This window comes from Fibrobacter succinogenes (assembly GCF_902779965.1).
In the GTDB taxonomy this organism is placed as follows: domain Bacteria; phylum Fibrobacterota; class Fibrobacteria; order Fibrobacterales; family Fibrobacteraceae; genus Fibrobacter; species Fibrobacter succinogenes_F.
Window position 1 is genome coordinate 30491 of the sequence record NZ_CACZDK010000021.1, and the last position, 22586, is coordinate 53076.

The window sequence follows — 22586 nt, forward strand, 5'->3', positions numbered from 1 at the left end:
GGAAAGACCATGAGCGTAAATCCTTTGTCTGTTGAACAGTATATCCAGGCCGTGGCTCCTGCATTGATGCAGGACCCGTCTTTGAACGTGTTTATCGAGATGGCGAAGGAACGCACCGACCGTGAATTTTACGGCGTTAAGTACAACCACGCCGTAGCGCTCATGGCTGCCCATATTGCTTTCCTATTGGGTTCTGGAACTCTTGGGGCTGGATCCGGTAATGCCGAGGGCGGCTCCACGGGCTCCATTACTTCCAAGCGTGAAGGCGATTTGTCCGTTTCTTATGGCTCCGGTGCCGTTTCCGCTTCTGCAGGTAATCTTGGCGATGCGGAACTTTCGCAGACCCGCTGGGGCCTAATGCTCATTTCGTTACGCAAGGGTTGCAAGCCGTTCTTTGGCGTTTGCGGCTCAAGGGGCTGCAGATAATGTCCGTTTCGTTCGTAAGCAGGGATTTGGGCAAGGCGAAGATAGAGAGCGAGCTAAAGAAGGCCCGTCGTCTCGTCGCACTTGTCGGTATTCCAAGCGACTCCGAACCTGAAAAGGACTCTGACATCCCGCTTGCGACAATCGCATACATTAACGAAAAGGGCTCGACCGTGAACAAGATACCGCCGCGCCCGTTCATGAAGCAGACTAGGGAGAGGGCTGAACGCGGCAATTTTCCAAAGTTCATGCGCAAGCTGCTGAAAGGACTTTCTAGCGGATCCGTAACGGCAGAAAAGGCTATAAAAAGGCTCGGCGCAGATTACGAAGGGCGCATGAAGGACATATTCATCCACGGCTCGTTTGTCGAAAACGCAGAAATCACTAAAAAGCGCAAGAAAAGCTCAAGACCTCTTATCGACACCGGCCATTTGCGCCAGTCCATCAAGTACAAGGTGGTAAATCTATGAGCACGCTTTTCCCTAGAACTATATCTATCTTGCGCCGTGTCGGTTCTCGCGTAAACGGCCGTTGGACTTCCGAAGAGACGTCAATGAATGTTACAGGTTCCGTACAGCCAGTAAGCGGCAAGGATACGCAGTTCCTTCCGGAAGGACGACGCGATGTCGGAACGGTTAAGGTCTATTGTAACGAGCGCCTGAACGTAAGCGTTGAGGGGTCTGAAAATTCAGGCGATGTAGTCATTTGGCGAGGAAAGAAATGGGAGGTTTTCCAGGAGCTTGACTTTGCCAACGACATAATCAACCATTACAAGTATCTAGCAGGTTACATCGGGGAGGCATCCTTATGAGCGTTACAGACAACACTCAACTTTGGGATGTCCTTTATTCGTGGGCAAGCTCCGTCTTGATCGGAGTCGAAGTAACCGAGAGCCACGAAAACGCACCGACGCCGATCGGAAACTTTGTCTGCATAGACTATGCTGGATCATGGGAACTCGCCGGGACAACCGCTTCACGGATGAACGTGAACGATACTGAACATGTGGCGCCTCGAATATATGTGTACAAGGGAGAAATCGAGATAAGGGATGTTGACGGCAACGGCGACAACCTTATGAAACTTGTGGAATCGCTCGAAACGCAAGCGGTGCTAGACTTGTTCGCAAACGCAGGAATCAGCGTGCTAAAGACGAACGGTCCTAATGAATTGCCGGCATTGCAGCAGACGAAATGGAGGCGAGAGAGCGTCCTCACTCTTGAAATGACTTGGGCCAGGGGATATGCCGGCGATACTCTTGCGATGGAGTCCGTAGATATTGAACAGCACGACCACGACAACCCGCAGGAAGTGATTAACGAAATTTTTGTAGAAAGTTGATTTTTGGACATTCAAAAAGATTAAATTTATATTGAACAATAGGAGGCCACAAATGGCACTAAAAGACATCGTAGAAGTGAACATCACAAGGCAGACAACCTCTGTCGCGGTTGCGGCCTTCAATGTCCCGCTTATTCTTTCCCAATTCGCTACGAACAAGACCACCACGGCGTTTACACGCGCCCGCGTCTATGGCAGCGTTGCAGAAATGGCAAGCGACGGATGGACAAGTTCCGACGCAGTTTACAAGATCGCAAACGCCATCTTTTCGCAGAACCCGAGCGTAAACAAGATTGTCGTGGGCCGCAAGGACTCGAACGACGCAACAATCGATGCCGCGCTCAACGCAATCGCAAACGAGAACAACGACTGGTACGGTATTGTTGTTGACCAGTCATTGGTCTCCAGCTTCGCTGACGTTGCTTCCTGGGTCGAAACGGCAAAGAAGTTCGCTACCTTCTGGATTACGGACGTGAACGCATACGACCCGAGCAAATCTACGGACTTGGCATCCGTCCTCAAGCTCGCCAATCGCAACCGTTCCGCTGTCGTTTGGCACGCAACTCCGGCTGGTGGCGCAGACTATCCCGATGCCGCTTGGATGGGCGAAGGATTCCCGTATGAACCTGGTACATCTACATGGGCGTACAAGACGCTCAACGGCGTTACTCCCGATACGCTTCTTGCAAGCCAGGAAACCGCGCTCAAGAACAAGAACTGCAACTACTACATGACCGTCGGCGGCGTGTCCATCACGCAGGAAGGCAAGGTTGCAAGCGGCGAATACATCGACATCATCATCGGTACGGATTGGATCGAAGCCCGTCTCCGTGAAGCTGTATATTCCGCACTTGTGAACAACCGCAAGATTCCGTATGACGACACGGGCATCGCCATGATTGAAGGTCTTGTCAAGGGAGTCCTCAACGAAGCCGCAAGCAAGGGCATCTTGCAGGCGGATTCAATCGCCGTTACCGTTCCGAAGTACGAGGACATCCCGCAAGCAGACAAACTTGCAAGAAAGTTGCCCGATGTCAAGTTCTCTGCACTCTATCAGGGCGCAATCCACAGCGTAACAATCAACGGCACGATTTCCGTGTAAACTAAAAGGAGTCTATCATGGCAGACTTGACCGTAAAGACTTACGACCCGAAGCAGGTCGTCATTACATTCGGCGTAATTCCAATCAGCGGTTATGCCGATGGAACGTTTGTTTCCGTCAACCGCTCGGGCGATGCTTTCACCAAGAAAAAGGGCGCAGCCGGAGATGTCGAACGCGTGAACAAGAACCAGGGCGATTTCGAAGTCACAGTTACGCTCTTGCAGACAGCGGCTGTCAATGCCGAACTGTCCGCAGCTCTCGCCGCAGACCAGCTCACCAACGCGGGCGTTTTCCCGCTCACTATCAAGGACCTGCTCGGCAATACGTTGTTCTTTGCTCCGCAGGCCTGGATCCGCAAGGACCCGGAATGGGAAGATGGTGACGATACGAACAGCCGTGCATGGGTCTTTGACACCGGCATCGGTTCAAACCTCGTCGGAGGTAACTAGTAATGCTCTCCCCGATTACTAAGGACATTTCCGACTACTCCGTCCATTTCAGACCGCTTCCGGCAACAAAGGCTTTCGTTCTTGCAAAGAGGGTGGGCGCCTTTGCGCTTCCCGTCTTGAAGTCTATCGACCTCTCGAACCTTGGTGGCGAAATCGACTTAAACAAGATAATCGACGGAATTTCGAACGCGCTTGCATCGTTGCCCGATGACGAGGCCGTTGACATCATCGTTGACAGCCTTCGCGGTTCCACTATCACGGCGACCGGACAGGCCCCGGTCGAGATTACAGACAGGGCACAAGTCGATGCGCTTTTTGCAGGCGACCTTGAAACCATGTACCAGATTGTTTTTGAGGCGTGGAAATACAACAAGCTCGCCCCTTTCAAGTTGGCGGCTCGCTTTGGTCTGCAAACGAAAGTAACAGATACCTCAAGCGAAGCCGCAGGCACAGAGACGAAACGTGGGCCGCGATTGGCAATGTCGGGAGTCTCGCCGATGAAGTAGAGGACAGGTGGCCCATATTGCGTTTGGTCGTAGATATGGGCGTTTCCTTGTCCGAGGTCGAGAAATGGGACCTTGACGATATAAGGCACTTCAATTCGATCCTTGACATGCGGCAGGATTGCGAGAGCGCGGCTGACGCATACCAGGCAGAACAGATGAAGAAGTCGCAACAACAGAGCAACGAACGGAGACGCTAGGCATGGTTATCGAGGAACTATTTACACGGCTCGGCTTTCAGGTAGACCCGAAGGGAATCGACAAGGCGAAGGACGCGCTTGGTAGTTTCAAGAAGTGGGTCGGCGGTCTCGCTCTAGGCGCTGGCCTGATTTCTCTTGCAAAGACGGGCGTAGAAGCAGCAATGACGATGGAAGGGCTAAACGCCCAATTTACCGTCATGACCGGGAGCGCTGAAAAGGCGCGTGACGTAATCGCACAGATTGCGGACTTTGCGGCACATACTCCGTTCGACAAGCTCGGTCTTTCAAGTGCAGCAAAGACGTTGATGGCGTTCGGCCTTGAATCCGAAAAGGTGGTCCCGACGCTAAAGATGCTCGGTGACGTTGCTGGTGCGGATCAGAACAAGCTAAACGGTCTCGCTCTCGTTTTCGGGCAAATTCAGAGCACGGGCAAGCTGATGGGGCAGGACTTGCTCCAGCTCATCAACCAGGGCTTCAACCCTCTTACGGAAATATCGAAGCAGACCGGCATTTCTGTAGCCGACCTCAAGGACAAGATGTCGCAGGGCGCAATTAGCGCCGACATGGTGACGCTCGCATTCAAGAGCGCCACAAGCGAGGGTGGCCTGTTCTACGGCAACCTCGAATCACAGAGCCAGACCTTGCAGGGCCGCATTTCGACGCTAAAGGACAACTTTGTTACGGCGTTGCAGAACATGGCGGAGGCGTTCCTTCCGCTGCTAAAGAACGGCGTCGATATGCTTGTTGCGTATGATTGGACGCCCATTGTCGAAACGGTAAAATCCTTCGGCAACGCCTTGACTTCAATTCCGTTCGAGACCGTCCTTACATGGGTTAGGCGTCTTTCTATCGCCGTGATAGCATTTGCGACAAGGGATTTGCAGAGGACCTTGGTAACGTCTTTTGCAAGGGCGGCAGAAGCCGGAATGACGGCTTTCAGCAATCTTACTTTGTCTTTTACAAGTTTCAAGGGCATTGCCGTTGGCGGTATAAAGTCTATCGGAATCGCCATGAAAACGGCACTAGGCCCGATCGGTATTGCGTTGGTCGCTATAGAAGGCTTTGTAGCTGCGTACAACTGGCTTGAAGGAAAGTCTAGGGAAAAGGCAACGGAGGAACAACGGGAATCCGCAAGACGCTATATAGCGCAGAACGTAGCCAAGGGACAAAAGACACGCGAACAGGTTGTTAGCGAAGTTGTAGTCCAGCAGGAAGGAATGAAGGCTATGGCTAAGAAACTGCAGGAGCGTGCCGCTATGGGCGGCGAGGAAGGAAAAGAAGCGTCCAAGGAACTTGAGTCTTTACAGATGAACATCCGTAAACGAGAATCCTTTGTAAACGCATTGAAGGATGTTTACAAGGAAAAGACAGGCATGGAGTTTGAAGTAAAGGCTGGTGTAGTCAAGTCTCCGTTATCCGGCAGTTCCGACTTGGCGAAGCAAATCGCCGAAATGACGAAGGCGCTAAACGAAAGTTCTAAATCGACGAAAAAGAACACGAAGGCGGTCGAGGACAACACGCGCAAGTTCAACATTAGCGATATTTCCCGACAGGCTTTCGATGCCGCATTCAATACAAAGCTCAAGGAAGCCTTCATAACTACAATCTAGGAGCGGGTCATGGTTAGCGTACTCAATTCTATTTTTGGCGACAGGCTCGACATAAAGTCTCTTATACCTACAAGCCTATTTTACCCGAAAGAAGGCTACAGCGTAGGCGAAATTGACATTGACCTTATACTTGACGAGAACCATTCGAAACACGCCGTAGTGACGGAGAATCCGTTACAGGACGGGCGCGCTGTTAGCGATGGCATTTATCTACAGCTCCGCGAAGGCTCACTCACTGCTCTTGTGTCTAACCATTCATTGAAGCACGTTCAGAAAATCGACGATGAAAAACAGAACGCCGAGACATTGATGAACATGGCGCAATGGAAATACCAGCTCAAGAACCGCGCTAGAGACGCATGGAACGACTTGAAGGACTTGATGGACAAGAAACAGACTGTCAAGATCGTTACATCGCTCGAAACTTACGACAACGTAGTCATTACTGACATCGAGACTGATCGAGACGAGGAAACGGGCGAAGCGCTCGAAATAAAGATAAATTTCAAGCAGATTCAGACGGTAAGCCTAACGGAGACTGTAGTATCGGGGCCGGTTCAGCCGAAGGATATGAAGTCCGGCATAAACCGTTCTGCGGCGGTCGGCGTGAACAACGGACAAAAGGTAGCTGCGGAGCCGAGCGAGGCCGACAAGAATCAACTTATCATAGGCACAATAGTTCCGTGAGGCTTTTACAATGTTGCGTATTCCGTTTAATCCTTCCGTAAGTGCAGACCAGACCGTAAGCGTACTTATTCCAGAACAGCTTGTAATGACATTGCGCCTGGTATGGAGCGAACGCGCAAAGGCGTGGGACATCGTTGTTTCATCCGACAACGGGGAACTGGGCATGTTCCGCATTACGGATCGGTTCCCAATATTGTACGAGCACAGGGCCATTTCACCGATAAAGGGCGATATAATCGCGCTTCCGTTGTCCGAAGGAAAGGGCAAGCCGCTTTCCGATTATGACGCTCTTGGCGATTCATGGGGCTTGTTCTACATCGACGAGAACGACTTGAAGGCATGGGAGAAGGCTAATGGCTTGGGGTAGAGTTGTACGCCTTGTGGCACAGAACCGAGACATGGTGCAGGTCGATGTTTCGGCATTGCGTATTGACGCACGCTGCGTCCGTTCTCGCGTTTTCAACGATAACGAGATGGAGTCGACAATTCTAAACGCCAACAGCGACACTATATCGAAGTTCCTGCAACGCGGTACTAACATAATGCTTTACGCAGGCTACGAGCAGGGCGGTGAACCCGGTCTCATGTGGCAGGGTAACATTATAGACTCAAAGACTATGAGCAACGGAACGGACACGGTGACTACTATACGATCCATAGCCTTGCGCTCTCTAAAGCGCCCGTTCACTTGCACGCCCGTATGTCTTGGATTCAAGCCCGGTGCAACCGCTGCCGATGTAATCGACTCCATTTGCGCCATATTGGGGCTTGTGCCGTATGGAAAGGAAATGGCTACAGAAGTTTCTTTCCCGTCCGGGTGGACTTTTGTAGGAAACGTGATTAACGCCATGAAGAAGCTTGCGCAGGATTTGGAAACAAAGGGCATGGGCATATATGTAGACCTTGCCGAAATGGTCGTTTTCCGTCACAGGACGGACAGTTCCTATTCCATTGCGTACCTTACTCCAGACAGCGGCCTTCTTAACCTCGAAAACACCACAGACTATGTAGGCTTCGCGAGGACAAGCATTGACGACATGGCAAGCAAGGTAGGCGAGAAGCCGAAGAGTGGCGAAGTAGTCTTGAAGCCAGAAGATGTAGACGATGTTTACTCGCAACTGGACAAGATTTTCACTAACATGAAAAAGACTTATTCCGCGAAAACGATGGTCATCCCGAAATTGCGCCCTAACGCTCTTGTGCGTATAAACGACGAACGGCGCGGGGTGCATGACGGCCTGTTCGTGGTTGACAAGATGGAGGTAAGCGTTGGCAACGGCCCAAATTCTGCCTTCTCGATGGACCTTAACCTGATTGAGGCGTAGCTATGAGTTTGCCATCAATGCTAGACGCTTATTTAGCGAACGCCTTGAGTGGAGTCCACACATCGCTTGTGGCTACTGTCACGGCATACGACGAGAAAACGCATAGGGCCACGGTAAAGCCTTCCGTGCGCATGCTGATGGATAACGGAATACAGATTGAATTGCCGGAGCTTGTAGATGTCCCGGTGGTGTTCCCCAGTTCAAAGGCGTTTGACATGGAGTTTCCTTTGGACAAGGGCGACGGGGTGCTTCTCGTATTCCAGGAGCAGGATATTTCCGCGTGGAAAAACGGAGACAAGAACGCGGCTCCATCCGTATCTTCGAGATTCGGCCTTGATGCCGCCATTGCCATTCCTGGCTGTTTTCAAAAGCCGACGAAGGGAAAGGCGCGCATTGTGGTGGACTCGGACGGGGTGATTACATGGGAAGCGAAGAAGATCGTATTCAACGAGCAAGTCGTTTTCAACGATGATGTAATCGCCCGTACTGACGTGTACGTAGGCGCTGGGGTCGGCCCTGGCGTATCGCTCAAGCAGCACACGCACATAACGCCTGCGGGACCGTCTAACGCACCGTCACCTCTTACACCCATACCGCCGGAGAAATAGAACATGGCATTGAACTTGACACAATTCAAGGCAGACCTAAAGGCGTCAATGAAAGCCGCCGCAGAGTCCAACAAGGAACTTTCTCCGAACGACCCGGCAGCGGCTCTAGACAAGGCGATGGAAAACATTGCGAACGCCATAGCGGAAAAGGTGGACGCCTACATAAAGACAATGACGATAACGCTTGACATTGGAGTCGTGCAAGTCGAGGGATCCGCAACTGCACAGAAAAACTTGTCTCCGATTGTAGTCGAAAACGGCGTATCATGACGGATTAAGTCCGGGCAGGGTGAGCGCCAGCCCGGATTCGGGAGGCCATCTTGTCCGGGCGTCTTTTTAGGTAACAAATTTTGTCATATATAGGCACGAAATAAGTTATATTTAAAACCGGATAAGACTATGGAACTATCACTCGACAAAGCCACATGGGACTTGCATCTTGACGCAACAGGCAATATCGCCACCGTTGGCGAAGCCGATTTTCCGGCGTTGCTTTCGCAGCGCATTACGCACAGATTGCAGACTTTCAAGGGCGAGTGCTTCCTTGACCGTGAAATAGGGGTACCCTATTATGAGGAAATCCTAAAGAAAAACCCGGACCTTGGACGCATACGCTCGCTTCTATCTTCCGTAATTTCGGGTGTTGACGGAGTGGACAAGATACTATCGCTTGATTTGTCGTTTGACAGAAAAACAAGACTGCTGTCTGTCACATTCCGAGTACTGGGTCAAGACGGATCAATCGCTACAGGAGAAGTTTAGATTATGGGAACTTATGTAACCGAAAGCGGTCTCAAGAGAAAAACCTTGCAGGAATGCCGCGCCGAAATCGAAAACGCATTAAAGCAGGCTTTCGGACCTTCCTTCGAGACATCAGCCGATAGTCCGAACGGACTTTTGATTAGCCAGCTCGCTCTCGGATTCTCGAACGCCTGGGAACTCGCCTTCGAGGTATTCTCAAGCCGAGACCCGGCGCAAGCTGTAGGCGTCTCGCTTGACTTCGCGGCGGCCCTTAACGGCATTACGAGACAGTCTGCGAGGGCGTGCTCCGTGAACGCAGTCGCCTTCACGCTCGATTCGTCGGCTACTATCCCTCAAGGTGCTACAGCCGTAAGGACACGCGGCAACCTTGACTTTACTCTTGATTCTTCCGTTACCGTAAGCCGTTCGGCTTGCGAAAAGCTCATGATTGAAGATGACGGAAGCCAGAAGAACACTGACTACGTATTCCATTTCACTTTTGGCGATGTTACGCTTAACAACTCGACAGAACAGAGCAACCTTTACAGGCTACGCCAGCTTATCATTGTAGCCGGAGGCAAGGCCGAATTTTACGGCGGACGGCTCGCCGTATGGGTTGACGATTCTACAGTAGGAATAACGGGCCAGCTACCGGACGATTTCAACATCTATGCCGGAAATACCGGTTCTTTTACTGCTGTAACCGAAGGCTTGCAGACTTGCGACATAGGGGAACTCGATGCCGTTAGAGGCTCCGTTACCGGTTTTGACGCGGTGTATAATTTTGTTGTTGGCGTTCCAGGACGTGATGCGGAAACGGACGAGGAACTTCGCGTAAGGCGCGCAATCTATGCGCAATCCATCAAGTCCTGCGGCACAGACCCGTCAATCGAGGCGCACCTTCTTAACGATGTTCCGGGCGTAACGGCGGCATCCGTAACAAGCAACCGCAACATGACAACGGACAACGAGGGGCGACCTCCGAAGAGCTTCGAGGCGCTTGTAGGTGGCGGCGAGGATTACGATGTAGCAATGTGCGTTTGGAAGAACCAGCCGAGCGGAATACAGCCATACGGCAACACGTCCGTAGAAATTGTTGACGAAGATGGCGACAGGCAGATGATCTCGTTTTCGAGACCACGCGCAAAATATCTTTGGGTGCGCATAACGTACAGACTCTATGACGAAGAGACGTTCACAGGCATAGAAACGCTCAAGGCGGCAATCTTGCAGTGGGCAGACATCGAGTACAATATCGGAAAGGACGTAATTCCAGACCGAATCTATCAAGGCATTTACGGCGTTCCTGGAGTTGGCCAATGCTCGATAGAGGTCGCATTGACGGAAAATCCGACGGACAGCCCAAACTATGAGACGGACACTATACCCGTTTCAAGCACGGATTACGCCGTTCTTTCTACCGACCGAATAACGCTAACGCCGGCAACGTAAATCGTTGATAATAGTCTTACAGGAGTTTATTGCAATGGAAACGATAGTACCTTACAAGGAAGAGTTCAAGAAGTACATCCCGGAACAGTACAAGAACAGCGAGAAACTTCTGGCTCTCGTCAATTCCTGCATGGCGCAATTTGACGACCTTGAGACGGCATTTTTTGAAATTCTGCAAGCCTTGAACATTGCCGATGCCATAGGACCCGCATTGGACTACTTGGGCGCAATCGTCGGCGTAAAGCGCAATCCTGGCGAAAGCGACACGCAATACCGCGAACGGATCGTAAGCGGTTTGAACCTGTTGAACCTTCCGGGGCCGGAAGCGTTGCGCATGGTTATAAAGTTCCTCACGGATGTAGATTCAGTCGGCCTTTTCCCGAACTGGCCTGCAGAAATGTACTACGTTCTTGACGGTGGAACGGACGCGAACTTGTCGAACCTTGAGAAGAACAGCATGACAAGCGGCGCCTCTCTTGTTCGTGGAACGTTTCTTTGTGCCGAAGAGGGCGAAGGCGGCTACATCGTGAATGATGATAACGGGATGCCGTTTGTGGTCGATTACTTGGATATTATGGATATACCTGACAACGTTTTCCGTTTCACTTTCAGCAAGCTTGATTATGACCCGACCGTTGCAGGCGTTGGAACGCATGGCACATGGACAAAGGTAGAGTCCATCAACCAAAACGAATGGGACTGGACCACGGAAGGCGTTAGCACTTCCGGGGAATTTAAGAATGCGTTTCACGATTCCGCAAATCTTGTAAGTGTCCGGTGTAAAGTCTTTGAAAGTTCGTTAAATGCGTATGAATTATTTTATAATAATTCTTCGCTAATAAACGCCGATTTACAGAATGTCTCGGGAATTTATGGCTCCGCAATATCATTTTTCGAAGGGTGCACAAATTTAAAAAATATTGTTCTTACGGGTGCGAACAACATAGAAACCACCTCGTACTTCGCAGGATATTGCTCAAATCTTGAGAGCATATATATTGATTCTCTTGAAAATTGCGTGTCTTTAAATGCAGCATTTACAAATTGTACGCAATTAAAAGATGTACGCATTGGTAATATTCCAAACGTAATAAATTTATATACAACGTTTAGAAATTGCTCAAACCTTGAAAGTGTGTATCTAGATATTCCAAGTGTTACAACATGCTACCAAGCGTTTTATGGATGTTCAAAGTTAAAAAACGTTGTTCTAAAAAATACGGGTAATGTAGAAAATTTAAACGGTTCATTTAGTCAGTGTGTTGCGTTGGAAACGGCGCCCGATTTGGATACTTCATCGTGTACTAATTTTAACAGCCTATTTTTTAACTGTGAATCTTTGAAGGAAGTTCCGGTCTACGAAACTTCAAATGGCACCGATTTCAATTCGGCGTTTAAACAGTGCGAAAATCTAGAGTATATAAGAATAGATGTGTCTAGTGCGTTATCTATAGAATCAATGCTCGAAGATTGTACAAGTTTAAGAAATGTAGAATTTATTGGAAACACGGGAAATGTTGAAAATTTCAAACAACTTTTCAGTAATTGTAGTTCTTTGAAGAATCTTCCGTTCTTTGATACATCAAGCGCTGTAGATGTAACTAGAATGTTTAACGGGTGTCTAAATGTAGAATTCGGTTCGGTTGAAATGTATGAACAAATGGGCGCCTCTGTTAGCATTTCCAATCATGTAGACTGTTTTACCAACTGTGGCATAAACACCATTAGTGGCATTGGCGACCTCACGAAGATTCCGACAAGCTGGGGTGGCCTCGGAGCTATCCCGGCAAATTCTCTATTGTTCAACTTCGGCGACTCAAACTACAACCCGAATGAAACGACCACAAGCAACCACGGAACTTGGACAAGTTATAGCACGGGATATGCAGACAACACGTTCAATCTTTGGCTTTGGATTTATGACGGCAACGAATACGGATGGGCTAAAGAGTTCATGCCAAATAATTTCAGCAGTTATCTATCCGATTTCGATAATAACCCGGTGGACGTTGTTGCTCATGGCGACTTGACGGACATCAAGTGCTACGCGGACCTTTTCTGTAGGGCGTCCGCATTGCGTTATTGTTGCGACTTTGTTATCCCGGATGCTTCCGTAAATTTCCCCGACTATAGTGGTTCATTACAAGGTATGTTCTCAAGGTGCGACAATCTTGAAGTTTTCCCGCATATAGACATTACAAACCTTAAAGGCGGAATCTTTTTCATTGCGGATAACTGCACCAAATTGACTACAATAAATCCTCCCACTATACGTTCAATAGTTGGAAATGACATTGATGCTAGAAACGCATTTGAAAATTGCCCGAACGTGGAACATGGTGCAGCAGAGACATACGCGGTTCTAAAAAATATCACGTATGACGCGACCGACTGCTTTACGAATTGCGGCGTGAATAAATTAACGGGCGTTTCCGACTTGTTCAAGATTCCGGCAAATTGGGGCGGTTTAGGACTGGTTTCGGAAAAAGCCATTGTCTTTGCGTTCGGTGACGAAAATTTCAACCCGTCAACCGCAGGTGTTGGCGCCGGTGGTACATGGACGGCGCTTGCCGATAACCCGACAGATTTCAATATTTGGACGTGGACAAAGTCCAGTAACGACTGGAGCGGCGAATTTGAAAACGCATTTACAGACGAAGGAAATAAGCCGTACATACTCGCGATAGGCTCAACAGGAAGCGTTTCAAACGTTGATAATTTCCTCAAGGGAAGCACGTATGTTCGCCACGGCGCACTCGATATGTACCGCCAAATGAGCGGACAGGCAACGCCTCCGAGCAATCACGAAAAGACGTTCCACGATTGCGGAAAACTTACGGAGCAGGGGCTTTTCGAACTTTTGCAAATTCCGGTAAATTGGGGCGGCGATGTTTTGACATTCTGTATTGAGAACAACCTTGTCGCATACTTGCCGGACGAAAATCAGACGGAAGTTCTCGTTCAAAGCATACGTTATTATCAAGACGTTTTCCGCATGATGAAGAATAGCGATTTGTAACAAAAAAACTTATATTACTACTAGGAGATTTGATATGCCATACCCGCCAAGACAAATTCCGGATGCACCGGTTCCAATGTCGATGATTCCGCAAGCTGAAACGCTTTCAGGAAACGATATTGTTGTAATAGTTCAGCCGCTGAACGCACCTGGGCAAAAATGCCGTTCTATGACACTTTCGCAGCTTGCCTCGTTCATTGCCTCCGGGGAGCTTGGAGAAATCGTTTTCGTGAACGTGAACGGCTTTCGCTCCACGGTTGGAAAGAACGGCTATAACTATCACCATGATGCGGACCAATCATACAATGCAAATCTCGATTACGGAATTGATAGCAACGGAATTCATGCGGTTCTTGCCACTTCGGGATATACAATGCGCTTTGAAGCGAACGGGAACAAAGTGTTATTTTCGAAGACAACAAGCGGGCTTGTGGACAAGGTAGAAATCTTCGAGAACTACATACAGATTTCGCACCAAACCCGGAACGGCGCCAATGTAATCACGCATACAAGCCGCATCGCTTGGGACCACATGAGGACGCCTGAAGTGCGTGTCATGCAGGACGAAAACAACTACATCCCGATAAAGTGGGACTCCGCAAATAACGAGTTTGTCATTTGGCAAAGGGCAAATAGCGGGACGGTAGCTGTTCCGAAGCTCCATGTTTACGGCACTTTGCTTGTAGAGAAAGATACGACTATTGATGCAGACCTTTTCGTAAACAAGACGCTTCATGTGATGCAAGGCTCAACTTTTGGGGATATGGCGGAGTTCAACGGCTACGTCATTTCCAAGCGGGGCCTTGACTCAAGAGGAACGAGTGTGTTCGAGCGAATTAACGCCGGAAGTTCAAAAAGCTATTTTGAAGTTGAAACGGATACCGACATTAATACACTTCTCACTGGTTCGACTATCACTACGTCAAAAGGCGATATTGTAACTATCCATAATAAGGGTATAAATGACATTACGGTTACAATGGGTCAAAACAATGTAAGTTCGCAAACAGTGTATAAAAGAATGACGTTGAAGGCTCAATGTGCCATGCCATTTATATGCTTTATAAATAATGGTCAAAATATTTGGTCGCCCCTTGGAAATGTAACGGTAACTTGGTCGTAAAGGAGATAAAATATGGCGAGTATATCCGGTGAATTTAGTGTAGTTCATTACTTTGATGCTGAAAAGAATGATCTTATGTTTGTCCGTTTTTGGGTAAACGGTCATGAGGTTCTAATGCCTTTGTCTGAACTTGTGTACGGACTGAAAGACGGTAAAGACATCGAAGCTGTAATACCAAATGATACAAGTGAAGATAACAAGCTCGTAAACATGAACGAAGTCCTTGAGGCTATCGGGCGCTTGCAGGAAGTGACAACGCTTGCGGTTGCCAACAGAAAGGCGGTTGAAGCTACAAGGAAGAAGGCGCTTGAAGAAAGCAAGAAGAATTTGAACTTGAAGGACACCGCCGAAATTGAAGGCGTTGAACCCGGTACGGATACCGAAGAAATTAAGGTTTCCGAAACAAAGAAATTAAACAAAGTACAGGAGGCAGAAAATGTCTAGCAACAACATATTGCCGCAGACAAGCGGAGACTTGAGCATCGTACACTATGCTGACGCTCAAGGCAACGAAAACTTTTTTATCCGTGCATGGGCGAAAGGCAGCAAAGTACTTATCCCGTTGAAGGAAGTGATGGACGATGTGAACTCGTCAATCGAAAACATCAAGAAACTTATCCCGGAAGGAACAAGCGAACAGAACCCGCATGTAAACAACTTAAAGCTCTACAAGGAGTTGCACCGCGTACCCAACGGCGGCACCTTGCTTGCAGGTGCGAAAGTTGGCGACATCCTTTGGGTGGACCCGGAAAACGGCGACAAGTACTTCTTTGACAAAGCCGTCTATCCTGTATCGCAGGCAGTCGCTGACGGGCTTGAATCCGTTGGCGTGGTGGCGGACGTTGACGGGCGAAAGCTTCTTATTCTCCACAAGGACGAATCCACCGATTTGCAGTTCGCCAACTGCTGGTTGTTCAAGGTAACCGGCATACATCTTGATGGCACGACCAACACGCTCAATATGCAGCAACACGCATCTAACGATTCCGCGGTTCCGGCAGGAACATTCACGGACAACATGTCCACCACGCTTGCCGAGTTCTGTACGGCGCTTGATACGTGGCTCCGCGAGCACCAAACCGTGGCGGGCGCTTCCGAAACAAATTGGCATTGTGAACTCATGCCGGACGCTGACGGTGTGGACTCTTGCTTCATCGTTGTCGATACTAACCGTTGGCAAAACCGTCTTTCGCCGATTGCAAGCGGTTCAACGGCAACAGCTGAATTCTATATGTGGCAATTTGTAAAGCAGAACACAGACCGAACTACGTTATTACGCAACAACGGGTCTAACGTTTATTACGCCGGATGGAACAAGGAACAACTTATCGAGTGGTTCAGCGACCAAACACATTCCTCCATTTCCCCGACAGATGACCCGAACGGCACGGGACTTCTAAACAAGTCGGACTTCGAAGGCTCAAGTTATCCGAATGTCAAGGCGGCATATAACAACGACTATACAACATACATCGAAGCCATGATGATGAAGTGGCCTAGCGCAACGGGTTCGCAAGCAGTATTTGATGGAACAGGTCCAGCTATCGGTGCCGCTCTCGGAACTCATACCCACAAGAACCTTAGTGGAGAAACTGTCTACACGTTCACCGCTAACAGATACTCTTATACGAGAGCCACGGAAGCGACACGAAAGAGCGATGACCTGGGCGATGGTAGTTGGTATTTGCCGGACGTTGTAGACTCGTTTAAGGTGTTTTCAAAGATGAAAGTTGACGGTACGGACGCTATAAATGATAGTTTGTCTGAAATTTCATCGCGGCGCTCGTTGTCGGTGTCACGCTGGTGTTGCTCGCGTTCTTTCAGTGTTTCCGGTTGGATAACACACTTAGGGGGCCATTTAAATTATCCGAGCTTCGATGCCAAAAGTAGGGTTTGTGCTGTTGCGCTGTTGGAATATTAACTTATAAGGAGAGACACTATGCAAAAACAAAATTTTTTGGACCCGCAAATCAGCGGAAACAACAACATCGTTAAACTTACAGACGCACTTGGAAATCCAAATTACTTTGTGCGCTCTTTCAAGCAAGGCGCCGAGGTACTTATTCCTTTGGCGGATGTTATCGGGTATGTTAATGCTAGTACGCAAGACATAAAAAGCGTCATCCCACCCGACACATCGGCAGAAAACCAGCTCGTCAACGAAAAAATATTAAACAACATTGCGCCTGATTTTAAACCGTCTGTAGCTTGCGAAGTTGGTAAAACTTATTGGTACAAAGGAAACTTGTACGAATGTGTTACTGCTCACACAGGCCCGTGGGTTGCGGAGCATTTTTCTCAAACGAGTGTTGATGCGCTGTTTGCTAAAAATTTTACAATAATAGATCTCAACGATATTAGCTATTGGGTTAATGGCGAAGTCAAATCTGGAACGGGTTACGTAAACCCCGATAATCATACACGACTAGCCACTAAGATGATACAGTTTGACCCGACTGCTGTACTATCGTTTGTTAAAAAAGAAGGGGTGTCGTTCGACTATTCGATATATTGCTATGACAAATATAAGAGATACTTGGGCCATAAGGATGGGAAGTTATCCATAAGCGAAGCAGTGCATGACTATCCTGCTGCTGTTTGGTTTAGGCTCGGTCTGATCCAAGTTAGCGGTGTTACCCCGGTAAGTGCCGCCAATATCGGTAATATCGCCGTATTCGAAAAAACGCCATCAAAAAAATATGCGCTAATGTCCGAATTTTCAGCGTTAGAGAGTTCGGATAAGCTGTCCGGTAAAATTTGGTACGCTTGCGGCGATAGTTTTACAGAAGGCGCGGTGGATGATTCGCCAATGCCAAGTGGCATGTATGCGGGCAAAAAACAAGTGTATCCATACTTTATAGGCAATAGGACTGGAATGGAAGTGCACAACATTGCCGTGAGTGGAAGCACGATTGCATATATAGAAGGGACATCGACAGCGTCTAATTGCTTTACTTATCCTATAACCGGTAAACTATACACTATTCCAGAATACGCAGAATACATCACGCTGAAATTTGGTATAAACGACAGTCACCAAAATGTGCCGATAGGTACGATTGACGATGATACAAATGCGACACTATATGGAGCGTGGAATGTCGCTATATCATACCTTTTGAACAAGTGCCCGTTTGCGAAAATTGGCGTCATTGTGACGAACGGGTGTGATTCTCCCGAGTATTCCCAGGTGGGAAAAGACATCGCTAAAAAGTGGGGTCTTGCTTACCTTGATGAAAATTTTGGATACGAAGTACCTCTCTTGCATAGAGTAAACGGAAAACCATTGGTATGTGCAGAAGCGCACCAAAATCGCCTAGAAAATTTCCGAGTGTCTGAAGTTAATACTCACCCAAATGATAAGGCTCACGAGTACGAAAGTACATTTGTTGAAGCTTGGCTCCGAACGTTGTAATGATATTAACAAAACGGTGAATCTATGTCAAATTCCAATTACAACGAAAACGAAAAGTGGCGCAAGTTCTTACAGCCTGTCATCACCGGCCTTATAGCTATGATGACCGCGGTTGTGGGTTACTTGCAGTATTTGCAGAAACAAGAGAGCGACAGGCGTGATTCCCGAATTGCCGTTCTCGAAGTGCAGGTAAGCGAGCAATCAAAGCGCAGCGACAAGTTTGATGTCGATATAGACAACTTCAAGGCTCTACTATCGGACATACGTTCGGACGTGTCATTTATCCGAGGGAAGATGGAGAAGCGCTGATGTGGATTATTACGCTGCTCATGGTGCTAGGCACGCTAAACGCGGAGTTTACCGATGATAAAGAAAGCCTTGATAACGTCAAACGCGATTAACTTGGTCATGTTCGTGTACTTTATCCTGGAGGAATTATGAGTAGAACAAAATGCACGGTCAAAAGCGTAAAGGCTTCGCCGTTCATTACAACATCCGGTCGCCCGTTTACATTCTTGGGTACCGCGTGTATTTCAATAGAACTGGTACGAACCTATACGGACGACAAAACCGAAAAAGCGTTGCTTAACATAAAAATTCGTCCCGGCTACAAAACGGACGGGGCAAGCACATTTTTTCCGATTTCGTTGCTTGTGCCGCAATGGGTTCCAGGTGACGACAATTACAACGCCGCCCCGGTTGCTCACGATGTGCTGTACATGCTCGGCGGTATAGTCGATGGTGTACACGAGCCCGTGAAGTTAAGCCGCGAAGAAGTGGACGACATTTTGCGCGGCGTTTGGCGTTGCTGGGGAATGTCCCGCTTTGTTGCAGGGTGCGCAGACAAGGGCGTCGAGGTTTTCGCGGGAGGAAAATATCACTGGGGCAATGATTGCTATAACGTGCGCCAATTTGTTGATGTAAAATGGGAGGTGGCTGCATGCTCACGCTAGTCCGCTATACTCGAACAGAAACGGCCATTCTAGGCTCTCTTTACCTGAATGGTGCTTTTGTCTGCTACACGCTCGAAAACGAAGCCAAGGCGATTCCGTGCGGCATGTACACCGTGCATAACAGTAAGTCACCGAAGTTCAAGCGCGAGCTTCCGCTTCTTACTTCGGGCAAGGTAAGCGCAAGCCGCGGGATTCGTATTCACGTTGGGAACACGGCTAAGGACTCGCAGGGTTGTGTGCTCGTTGGCATGACAAGAGAGGTACACCTTCTCGGAGGCTCGAAGCTCAATGAGTCAAAGAACGCCGAGACGATGGTAACGATGATTTGCCGTAACGAATCGAATCTTGTCATTGTCGATAACTACAAGCAGGGAATGACGGATAAATGATATTCACGATTCCTTACGACACGCCGAGCAAGAAGAACAGCCGCATAGTAAACAGAAGGACTGGCCGTAGCTTTCCAAGCAAGGCTTACAGCGATTGGCATGTTAAGGCCTCTCTTTGGATAAGGACGCACTACTCGATCAATGCTTTGGGCAACGGGCCGTTCTCGGTCAGCATGGCTTTCAATCACGGCACGTTGCGCAGGTGCGACAGTGACAACAAGGCAAGCTCCATTCTGGACTTGCTTGTCGATTTGGGCGTGATAGAGGACGATAGCTGGCAGGTAGTCCGCAGCCTTAGCGTAACGAACTATTACGAGAAGGCTATGCCTAGCGTAACGGTGAAGATTTTCCCATATACGGAAGAATTTATAAGCAAGTAGAAACCAGTAGTCGGGGAGACTACAAAAAAAGGCCCTCGGTGGGAAACCATCGGGGGCTTTTTGCGTACAAAAAAAACGCTCGACAATTAGTATTGTCAAGCGTCAATTAACAAGAGGTATCAAACAATATAGTCATTGCTGATGATTGATAAATCAATATAGCAACGTAAACTTTATTTGTCAAGCGTGCCTTTCTCGTCCTGGAAAACGAAAGGTAAATTTAAATGAATAAAATCATTTGCCCGTCGAATTAGTTACGTAAACATGAAGCGGTTTAATGTCAGGTCCTTGACTTAGCACAGTACCGACAACAGCAGTGACAAAAACTAAAACAAGAAGCGCTAAAATGACGGCTATAATAGTTTCTTTTTCTGCTCTGACATGATATTCTTCGCATCCAAGTTTTTCAGCTTCCGAAATACGTTCTATTGCTTCTTTTTCAATTTCTTTTTTATCAATTCTAAAATTTTCGTTATTACGCTTCAATAGTGCGTTATCTTCTTCTAGCTGTGCTATCCTTGCATTCAGCTCGTCCGCATACTGCTTGCGCATGACGAGCGTGCTTTGAGGGTATTTGGCGTAAGCATCGCCAAGCGTCTCGAAATTGTCATTTTCTGCCATAACCTAACCTTCTTTACTTTTCCCCATTATCCGATGACGTTCCCCATTCGCCGGAGTAGATGCCGTAAATGTTCATGCAATGCGGGGCGTTTGTCTCGCCTGCGTAACGTTCCGTAAGGACGCGGACTTGAAGCCTGCTGGGGCGTGTATAGGTTCTGTGGATTCTGTACCACGTTTCGCGGCAAATGTTGACGAGTTCCGCATGGTCGTTCTCGATGTCGATCGTTACGGCTTGCGGCTCTGCATTATCCGTCCTTACCGTTTCCGTTGTCTGTTGTTGCTCCTGCTTTAATTTGCTTGCGAGAGCGTTTGTGAAGAATTGTGCGTTGGCGAAAGTGGCGAGCAATGCCACGGTCATTATCAATTTGGTTCTCATTGAATTTTCTCCTTTATTTTCAGCCGTTCTTTGAACGTAATAATCTTTTCCAGGTCTTGGCAGGCATGCCAAGGATTAATCCAGCGGTTAATCATGAGGACAAGCTGTACATCGCTCGGGCATTCGTTCTGGTGGTCCATGCGGTGAGGAGCTACAATTGCATAAAGCTTCTTTGCTTTTTCTAGACGCTGTTTATCATATTCTGTTAGCGCCATTGTTTACCGTTCCTTCTTGAAAAATAGTTTTCCTTCTGGAGTTATCCATAATGACGGCCTGTTTCCGTCAGCCAGCTCGTTAGCGTTTTCGTGGCACAGCTTGAGCCATTGAATCGTATTCTTTGCGACTACTTTCGCCTTCTTGTCCTTTGCCATGCCTTCGGATTGCTCAATAAGCATGCGAATTGCGGCTCTGTAGCCTTCCATGAAGGCGATGTTTATGCGTTGCAAATCTTCACCTCCGTTATTTTTTCCCTAAATCCGTTTGCGCAGCATTCGCACAACGGCACGAACACGCGCATCCATCGCATGCGATACTCCTTGCACTTGCGTTCACGTCTGAACCACCAGCAATTCATGCGTCATTCCCCAGTGTGGATGATTACCGGCTTTACACCGCCTTCTATGGCGCGGATAGCGTCAAGTAGTGCATCTTCAAGGTCAAGATCAACGGCGCATATTCTATCAATCGAAGGCCTGCAAGCCGCCTTGTCGTAATCGTACACGCCTACTACTGCTGTCCTTGATTCTTTCGGGATTGTGTAGCCGACAATCGCATGGTCGAAATTATCCGGAAGAAGGACGGCGTTGCCTTCGATGGCTTCAGCTGCCTTGAGTACCATTTCTCGTTTATTCAATCTGAACTCCTTTTTTACACATAAAACTAGAATATGCGGAGGATGCAAGAAATTACTTTTTTATTACAAAAACATTACATTCAGAAAAGAGACTGCTGGCAGTCCTTTTGTGATCCATCGTCGTAGAATCTCCCCATAAGTTCGCGGTATTCGTCCGCCGTGCCGTTGAAGTAGAGCTTTTCCTTCGTCGTAGATTTTGACGAGCCGACCGAAGCCGCCATCAACTGCGTTTTTTCAAATTAAGCGACGCAAGTAAACGGGGCATCGTATTCACTTAAAAATGCGTTGATTTTTTAGTCTGTTTTAAGTGACTTGAAAAGGTCATAGAATCTGTCGTGATCGAACTCAAAATCGTACTTGTTTGTACCCTTGTACGGTGGGTCGAAATAGACTACATCGAACCCCTTATAGTCGATGTCGAAGATGTCCAAGCGTTCCAAGCGTTCCAAGCGTTCCAAGCGTTCCAAGCGTTCCAAGCTCTGTAATCTTTGCACGAACTCCAATTTTTGAAGGCGTCCGTCGTCATCTTTCTTTGTCATGATGTCAAAGAACTTTCTGTAATTGCTTCGTCTTTCGGATAATGTCGGAGCGGTAAGCATCTTTTCTGCTATCAGCTTGTAATCTTCGATTTGTTCGCCGTACAGATACGTTTTCCCGTCGTTTCCGAAGCTCGCGCAATACTTGTTCAAGCAGTCCTGGATGTCGAAGTCGCCGTTCTCGATGCGTTGAAGGCTGTTGTAAAAGTCAACGCGAGAGCACGGTGCTGGGTGCTCGTAGTCGATTTGCCCCTTGTGTATAAGTACCGCGTCAAGCAAGGTAATCGTTGCCTTGTTCAAGTCGTTTCCGACAACGGAATCCCATTTTAGGCTCATTGCCGCCGCCATGAGGAAAGCACCGCCTCCACAGCAGGCGTCTAGTATGCGACCGCCTGGAGGTAGCTTCTTAACGATGTCCTCCGCTATCGCGGCCTTAGATCCCTTGTATGGTAAACCTAGAGTTATCTTCGCCATAAGTCA

Annotated in this window: 32 protein-coding genes; 24 read left to right on the forward strand and 8 right to left on the reverse strand. The window is 48.3% G+C overall.

Translation table 11 applies throughout. The annotated features are described in order from the left end of the window. Positions 1-9: 9 nt before the first annotated feature. The 24 genes from HUF13_RS10645 (at position 10) to HUF13_RS10760 (ending at position 19720) form a co-directional block, all read left to right on the forward strand. On the forward strand, positions 10-426 hold the full coding sequence (locus HUF13_RS10645) for a DUF4054 domain-containing protein (RefSeq protein WP_173475114.1): 417 nt from the start codon (positions 10-12) through the stop codon (positions 424-426). Then, positions 426-893, forward strand: a complete 468-nt coding sequence (locus HUF13_RS10650) for a hypothetical protein (protein WP_173475115.1) — start codon at positions 426-428, stop codon at positions 891-893. Before HUF13_RS10645 ends, HUF13_RS10650 begins: the two co-directional genes overlap by 1 nt. Next, positions 890-1234, forward strand: coding sequence for a hypothetical protein (locus tag HUF13_RS10655; RefSeq protein WP_173475116.1), 345 nt, complete (start codon positions 890-892; stop codon positions 1232-1234). The genes HUF13_RS10650 and HUF13_RS10655 overlap by 4 nt, the downstream gene beginning before the upstream one ends. Continuing rightward, positions 1231-1764, forward strand: coding sequence for a hypothetical protein (locus HUF13_RS10660; protein ID WP_173475117.1), 534 nt, complete (start codon positions 1231-1233; stop codon positions 1762-1764). Before HUF13_RS10655 ends, HUF13_RS10660 begins: the two co-directional genes overlap by 4 nt. A gap of 52 nt (positions 1765-1816) precedes the next feature. Continuing rightward, on the forward strand, positions 1817-2866 hold the full coding sequence (locus HUF13_RS10665) for a DUF3383 family protein (protein WP_173475118.1): 1050 nt from the start codon (positions 1817-1819) through the stop codon (positions 2864-2866). A 17-nt stretch (positions 2867-2883) separates the two neighbouring features. Next, positions 2884-3315 (forward strand): phage protein, encoded by a 432-nt coding sequence (locus tag HUF13_RS10670; protein ID WP_173475119.1) that lies wholly within the window; start codon positions 2884-2886, stop codon positions 3313-3315. Positions 3316-3317: 2 nt separating this feature from the next. Beyond that, positions 3318-3821 (forward strand): phage tail assembly chaperone, encoded by a 504-nt coding sequence (locus tag HUF13_RS10675; protein WP_173475120.1) that lies wholly within the window; start codon positions 3318-3320, stop codon positions 3819-3821. A 199-nt stretch (positions 3822-4020) separates the two neighbouring features. Next, positions 4021-5628 (forward strand): tape measure protein, encoded by a 1608-nt coding sequence (locus tag HUF13_RS10680; RefSeq protein WP_173475121.1) that lies wholly within the window; start codon positions 4021-4023, stop codon positions 5626-5628. Positions 5629-5637: 9 nt separating this feature from the next. Then, positions 5638-6315, forward strand: coding sequence for a phage baseplate protein (locus HUF13_RS10685; RefSeq protein WP_173475122.1), 678 nt, complete (start codon positions 5638-5640; stop codon positions 6313-6315). A gap of 10 nt (positions 6316-6325) precedes the next feature. After that, entirely contained in the window at positions 6326-6682 is a 357-nt protein-coding gene (locus HUF13_RS10690) for a hypothetical protein (protein WP_173475123.1), read from the forward strand. Then, complete coding sequence (locus HUF13_RS10695; protein WP_173475124.1) at positions 6669-7640, forward strand: hypothetical protein; 972 nt, start codon at positions 6669-6671, stop codon at positions 7638-7640. Before HUF13_RS10690 ends, HUF13_RS10695 begins: the two co-directional genes overlap by 14 nt. Before the next feature lie 2 nt (positions 7641-7642). Further along, positions 7643-8248: a Gp138 family membrane-puncturing spike protein gene (locus tag HUF13_RS10700; protein ID WP_173475125.1), complete on the forward strand. Its 606-nt coding sequence runs from the start codon at positions 7643-7645 to the stop codon at positions 8246-8248. A gap of 3 nt (positions 8249-8251) precedes the next feature. Further along, positions 8252-8518, forward strand: coding sequence for a hypothetical protein (locus tag HUF13_RS10705; RefSeq protein WP_173475126.1), 267 nt, complete (start codon positions 8252-8254; stop codon positions 8516-8518). A 129-nt stretch (positions 8519-8647) separates the two neighbouring features. Then, positions 8648-9010: a hypothetical protein gene (locus HUF13_RS10710; protein WP_173475127.1), complete on the forward strand. Its 363-nt coding sequence runs from the start codon at positions 8648-8650 to the stop codon at positions 9008-9010. Positions 9011-9013: 3 nt separating this feature from the next. Beyond that, positions 9014-10441: a baseplate J/gp47 family protein gene (locus HUF13_RS10715; protein ID WP_173475128.1), complete on the forward strand. Its 1428-nt coding sequence runs from the start codon at positions 9014-9016 to the stop codon at positions 10439-10441. 34 nt (positions 10442-10475) lie between these two features. Continuing rightward, positions 10476-13460, forward strand: coding sequence for a BspA family leucine-rich repeat surface protein (locus tag HUF13_RS10720; protein WP_173475129.1), 2985 nt, complete (start codon positions 10476-10478; stop codon positions 13458-13460). Positions 13461-13494: 34 nt separating this feature from the next. Further along, positions 13495-14583: a hypothetical protein gene (locus HUF13_RS10725; protein ID WP_173475130.1), complete on the forward strand. Its 1089-nt coding sequence runs from the start codon at positions 13495-13497 to the stop codon at positions 14581-14583. A gap of 12 nt (positions 14584-14595) precedes the next feature. Continuing rightward, positions 14596-15027, forward strand: coding sequence for a hypothetical protein (locus HUF13_RS10730; RefSeq protein WP_173475131.1), 432 nt, complete (start codon positions 14596-14598; stop codon positions 15025-15027). Next, positions 15020-16504, forward strand: a complete 1485-nt coding sequence (locus HUF13_RS10735; RefSeq protein WP_173475132.1) for a hypothetical protein — start codon at positions 15020-15022, stop codon at positions 16502-16504. The genes HUF13_RS10730 and HUF13_RS10735 overlap by 8 nt, the downstream gene beginning before the upstream one ends. A gap of 18 nt (positions 16505-16522) precedes the next feature. Continuing rightward, the gene (locus tag HUF13_RS10740) at positions 16523-17998 is read left to right on the forward strand and encodes an SGNH/GDSL hydrolase family protein (RefSeq protein ID WP_173475133.1); all 1476 of its coding nucleotides are present in this window, start codon (positions 16523-16525) and stop codon (positions 17996-17998) included. 24 nt (positions 17999-18022) lie between these two features. Next, positions 18023-18307 carry a hypothetical protein gene (locus HUF13_RS10745; protein ID WP_173475134.1) on the forward strand — a complete coding sequence of 95 codons (285 nt, stop codon included), beginning with the start codon at positions 18023-18025 and terminating at the stop codon, positions 18305-18307. A gap of 128 nt (positions 18308-18435) precedes the next feature. Then, complete coding sequence (locus tag HUF13_RS10750; protein ID WP_173475135.1) at positions 18436-18951, forward strand: DUF1353 domain-containing protein; 516 nt, start codon at positions 18436-18438, stop codon at positions 18949-18951. After that, entirely contained in the window at positions 18939-19340 is a 402-nt protein-coding gene (locus HUF13_RS10755) for a DUF5675 family protein (protein WP_173475136.1), read from the forward strand. Before HUF13_RS10750 ends, HUF13_RS10755 begins: the two co-directional genes overlap by 13 nt. Next, on the forward strand, positions 19337-19720 hold the full coding sequence (locus HUF13_RS10760) for a RusA family crossover junction endodeoxyribonuclease (RefSeq protein ID WP_173475137.1): 384 nt from the start codon (positions 19337-19339) through the stop codon (positions 19718-19720). The genes HUF13_RS10755 and HUF13_RS10760 overlap by 4 nt, the downstream gene beginning before the upstream one ends. Positions 19721-19954: 234 nt before the next feature. Here HUF13_RS10760 and HUF13_RS10765 read toward each other — a convergent pair whose 3' ends face one another. The 8 genes from HUF13_RS10765 to HUF13_RS10800 form a co-directional block, all read right to left on the reverse strand. Continuing rightward, positions 19955-20341, reverse strand: a complete 387-nt coding sequence (locus tag HUF13_RS10765) for a hypothetical protein (protein ID WP_173475138.1) — start codon at positions 20339-20341, stop codon at positions 19955-19957. Between the two features lie 13 nt (positions 20342-20354). Next, positions 20355-20717, reverse strand: a complete 363-nt coding sequence (locus tag HUF13_RS10770; RefSeq protein WP_173475139.1) for a hypothetical protein — start codon at positions 20715-20717, stop codon at positions 20355-20357. Then, the gene (locus HUF13_RS10775; protein ID WP_173475140.1) at positions 20714-20932 is read right to left on the reverse strand and encodes a hypothetical protein; all 219 of its coding nucleotides are present in this window, start codon (positions 20930-20932) and stop codon (positions 20714-20716) included. The genes HUF13_RS10770 and HUF13_RS10775 overlap by 4 nt, the downstream gene beginning before the upstream one ends. A 3-nt stretch (positions 20933-20935) precedes the next feature. After that, positions 20936-21163 (reverse strand): hypothetical protein, encoded by a 228-nt coding sequence (locus HUF13_RS10780; protein ID WP_173475141.1) that lies wholly within the window; start codon positions 21161-21163, stop codon positions 20936-20938. Next, positions 21151-21291 carry a hypothetical protein gene (locus HUF13_RS10785; RefSeq protein WP_173475142.1) on the reverse strand — a complete coding sequence of 47 codons (141 nt, stop codon included), beginning with the start codon at positions 21289-21291 and terminating at the stop codon, positions 21151-21153. The genes HUF13_RS10780 and HUF13_RS10785 overlap by 13 nt, the downstream gene beginning before the upstream one ends. A gap of 3 nt (positions 21292-21294) precedes the next feature. Continuing rightward, the gene (locus tag HUF13_RS10790) at positions 21295-21570 is read right to left on the reverse strand and encodes a hypothetical protein (protein WP_173475143.1); all 276 of its coding nucleotides are present in this window, start codon (positions 21568-21570) and stop codon (positions 21295-21297) included. An 80-nt stretch (positions 21571-21650) separates the two neighbouring features. Continuing rightward, a complete protein-coding gene (locus tag HUF13_RS10795; RefSeq protein WP_173475144.1) occupies positions 21651-21791 on the reverse strand; it encodes a hypothetical protein in 141 nt (46 codons plus the stop codon). Positions 21792-21863: 72 nt separating this feature from the next. Beyond that, complete coding sequence (locus tag HUF13_RS10800; protein WP_173475145.1) at positions 21864-22580, reverse strand: DNA adenine methylase; 717 nt, start codon at positions 22578-22580, stop codon at positions 21864-21866. Positions 22581-22586 lie beyond the last annotated feature (6 nt).

Excerpts from the sequence above, each read along its gene's own strand:
- HUF13_RS10685 (WP_173475122.1), top strand. The coding sequence starts at position 5,638 with ATGGTTAGCGTACTCAATTCTATTTTTGGCGACAGGCTCGACATAAAG.
- HUF13_RS10710 (WP_173475127.1), top strand. The coding sequence starts at position 8,648 with ATGGAACTATCACTCGACAAAGCCACATGGGACTTGCATCTTGACGCA.
- HUF13_RS10655 (WP_173475116.1), top strand. The coding sequence starts at position 890 with ATGAGCACGCTTTTCCCTAGAACTATATCTATCTTGCGCCGTGTCGGT.
- HUF13_RS10700 (WP_173475125.1), top strand. The coding sequence starts at position 7,643 with ATGAGTTTGCCATCAATGCTAGACGCTTATTTAGCGAACGCCTTGAGT.
- HUF13_RS10660 (WP_173475117.1), top strand. The coding sequence starts at position 1,231 with ATGAGCGTTACAGACAACACTCAACTTTGGGATGTCCTTTATTCGTGG.
- HUF13_RS10800 (WP_173475145.1), bottom strand. The coding sequence starts at position 22,580 with ATGGCGAAGATAACTCTAGGTTTACCATACAAGGGATCTAAGGCCGCG.
- HUF13_RS10715 (WP_173475128.1), top strand. The coding sequence starts at position 9,014 with ATGGGAACTTATGTAACCGAAAGCGGTCTCAAGAGAAAAACCTTGCAG.
- HUF13_RS10735 (WP_173475132.1), top strand. The coding sequence starts at position 15,020 with ATGTCTAGCAACAACATATTGCCGCAGACAAGCGGAGACTTGAGCATC.
- HUF13_RS10760 (WP_173475137.1), top strand. The coding sequence starts at position 19,337 with ATGATATTCACGATTCCTTACGACACGCCGAGCAAGAAGAACAGCCGC.
- HUF13_RS10645 (WP_173475114.1), top strand. The coding sequence starts at position 10 with ATGAGCGTAAATCCTTTGTCTGTTGAACAGTATATCCAGGCCGTGGCT.
- HUF13_RS10775 (WP_173475140.1), bottom strand. The coding sequence starts at position 20,932 with ATGGCGCTAACAGAATATGATAAACAGCGTCTAGAAAAAGCAAAGAAG.
- HUF13_RS10725 (WP_173475130.1), top strand. The coding sequence starts at position 13,495 with ATGCCATACCCGCCAAGACAAATTCCGGATGCACCGGTTCCAATGTCG.
- HUF13_RS10750 (WP_173475135.1), top strand. The coding sequence starts at position 18,436 with ATGAGTAGAACAAAATGCACGGTCAAAAGCGTAAAGGCTTCGCCGTTC.
- HUF13_RS10745 (WP_173475134.1), top strand. The coding sequence starts at position 18,023 with ATGTCAAATTCCAATTACAACGAAAACGAAAAGTGGCGCAAGTTCTTA.
- HUF13_RS10785 (WP_173475142.1), bottom strand. The coding sequence starts at position 21,291 with ATGAATTGCTGGTGGTTCAGACGTGAACGCAAGTGCAAGGAGTATCGC.
- HUF13_RS10720 (WP_173475129.1), top strand. The coding sequence starts at position 10,476 with ATGGAAACGATAGTACCTTACAAGGAAGAGTTCAAGAAGTACATCCCG.
- HUF13_RS10795 (WP_173475144.1), bottom strand. The coding sequence starts at position 21,791 with ATGGCGGCTTCGGTCGGCTCGTCAAAATCTACGACGAAGGAAAAGCTC.
- HUF13_RS10770 (WP_173475139.1), bottom strand. The coding sequence starts at position 20,717 with ATGAGAACCAAATTGATAATGACCGTGGCATTGCTCGCCACTTTCGCC.
- HUF13_RS10680 (WP_173475121.1), top strand. The coding sequence starts at position 4,021 with ATGGTTATCGAGGAACTATTTACACGGCTCGGCTTTCAGGTAGACCCG.
- HUF13_RS10765 (WP_173475138.1), bottom strand. The coding sequence starts at position 20,341 with ATGGCAGAAAATGACAATTTCGAGACGCTTGGCGATGCTTACGCCAAA.
- HUF13_RS10695 (WP_173475124.1), top strand. The coding sequence starts at position 6,669 with ATGGCTTGGGGTAGAGTTGTACGCCTTGTGGCACAGAACCGAGACATG.
- HUF13_RS10675 (WP_173475120.1), top strand. The coding sequence starts at position 3,318 with ATGCTCTCCCCGATTACTAAGGACATTTCCGACTACTCCGTCCATTTC.
- HUF13_RS10670 (WP_173475119.1), top strand. The coding sequence starts at position 2,884 with ATGGCAGACTTGACCGTAAAGACTTACGACCCGAAGCAGGTCGTCATT.
- HUF13_RS10740 (WP_173475133.1), top strand. The coding sequence starts at position 16,523 with ATGCAAAAACAAAATTTTTTGGACCCGCAAATCAGCGGAAACAACAAC.
- HUF13_RS10705 (WP_173475126.1), top strand. The coding sequence starts at position 8,252 with ATGGCATTGAACTTGACACAATTCAAGGCAGACCTAAAGGCGTCAATG.
- HUF13_RS10755 (WP_173475136.1), top strand. The coding sequence starts at position 18,939 with ATGCTCACGCTAGTCCGCTATACTCGAACAGAAACGGCCATTCTAGGC.
- HUF13_RS10650 (WP_173475115.1), top strand. The coding sequence starts at position 426 with ATGTCCGTTTCGTTCGTAAGCAGGGATTTGGGCAAGGCGAAGATAGAG.
- HUF13_RS10665 (WP_173475118.1), top strand. The coding sequence starts at position 1,817 with ATGGCACTAAAAGACATCGTAGAAGTGAACATCACAAGGCAGACAACC.
- HUF13_RS10730 (WP_173475131.1), top strand. The coding sequence starts at position 14,596 with ATGGCGAGTATATCCGGTGAATTTAGTGTAGTTCATTACTTTGATGCT.
- HUF13_RS10690 (WP_173475123.1), top strand. The coding sequence starts at position 6,326 with ATGTTGCGTATTCCGTTTAATCCTTCCGTAAGTGCAGACCAGACCGTA.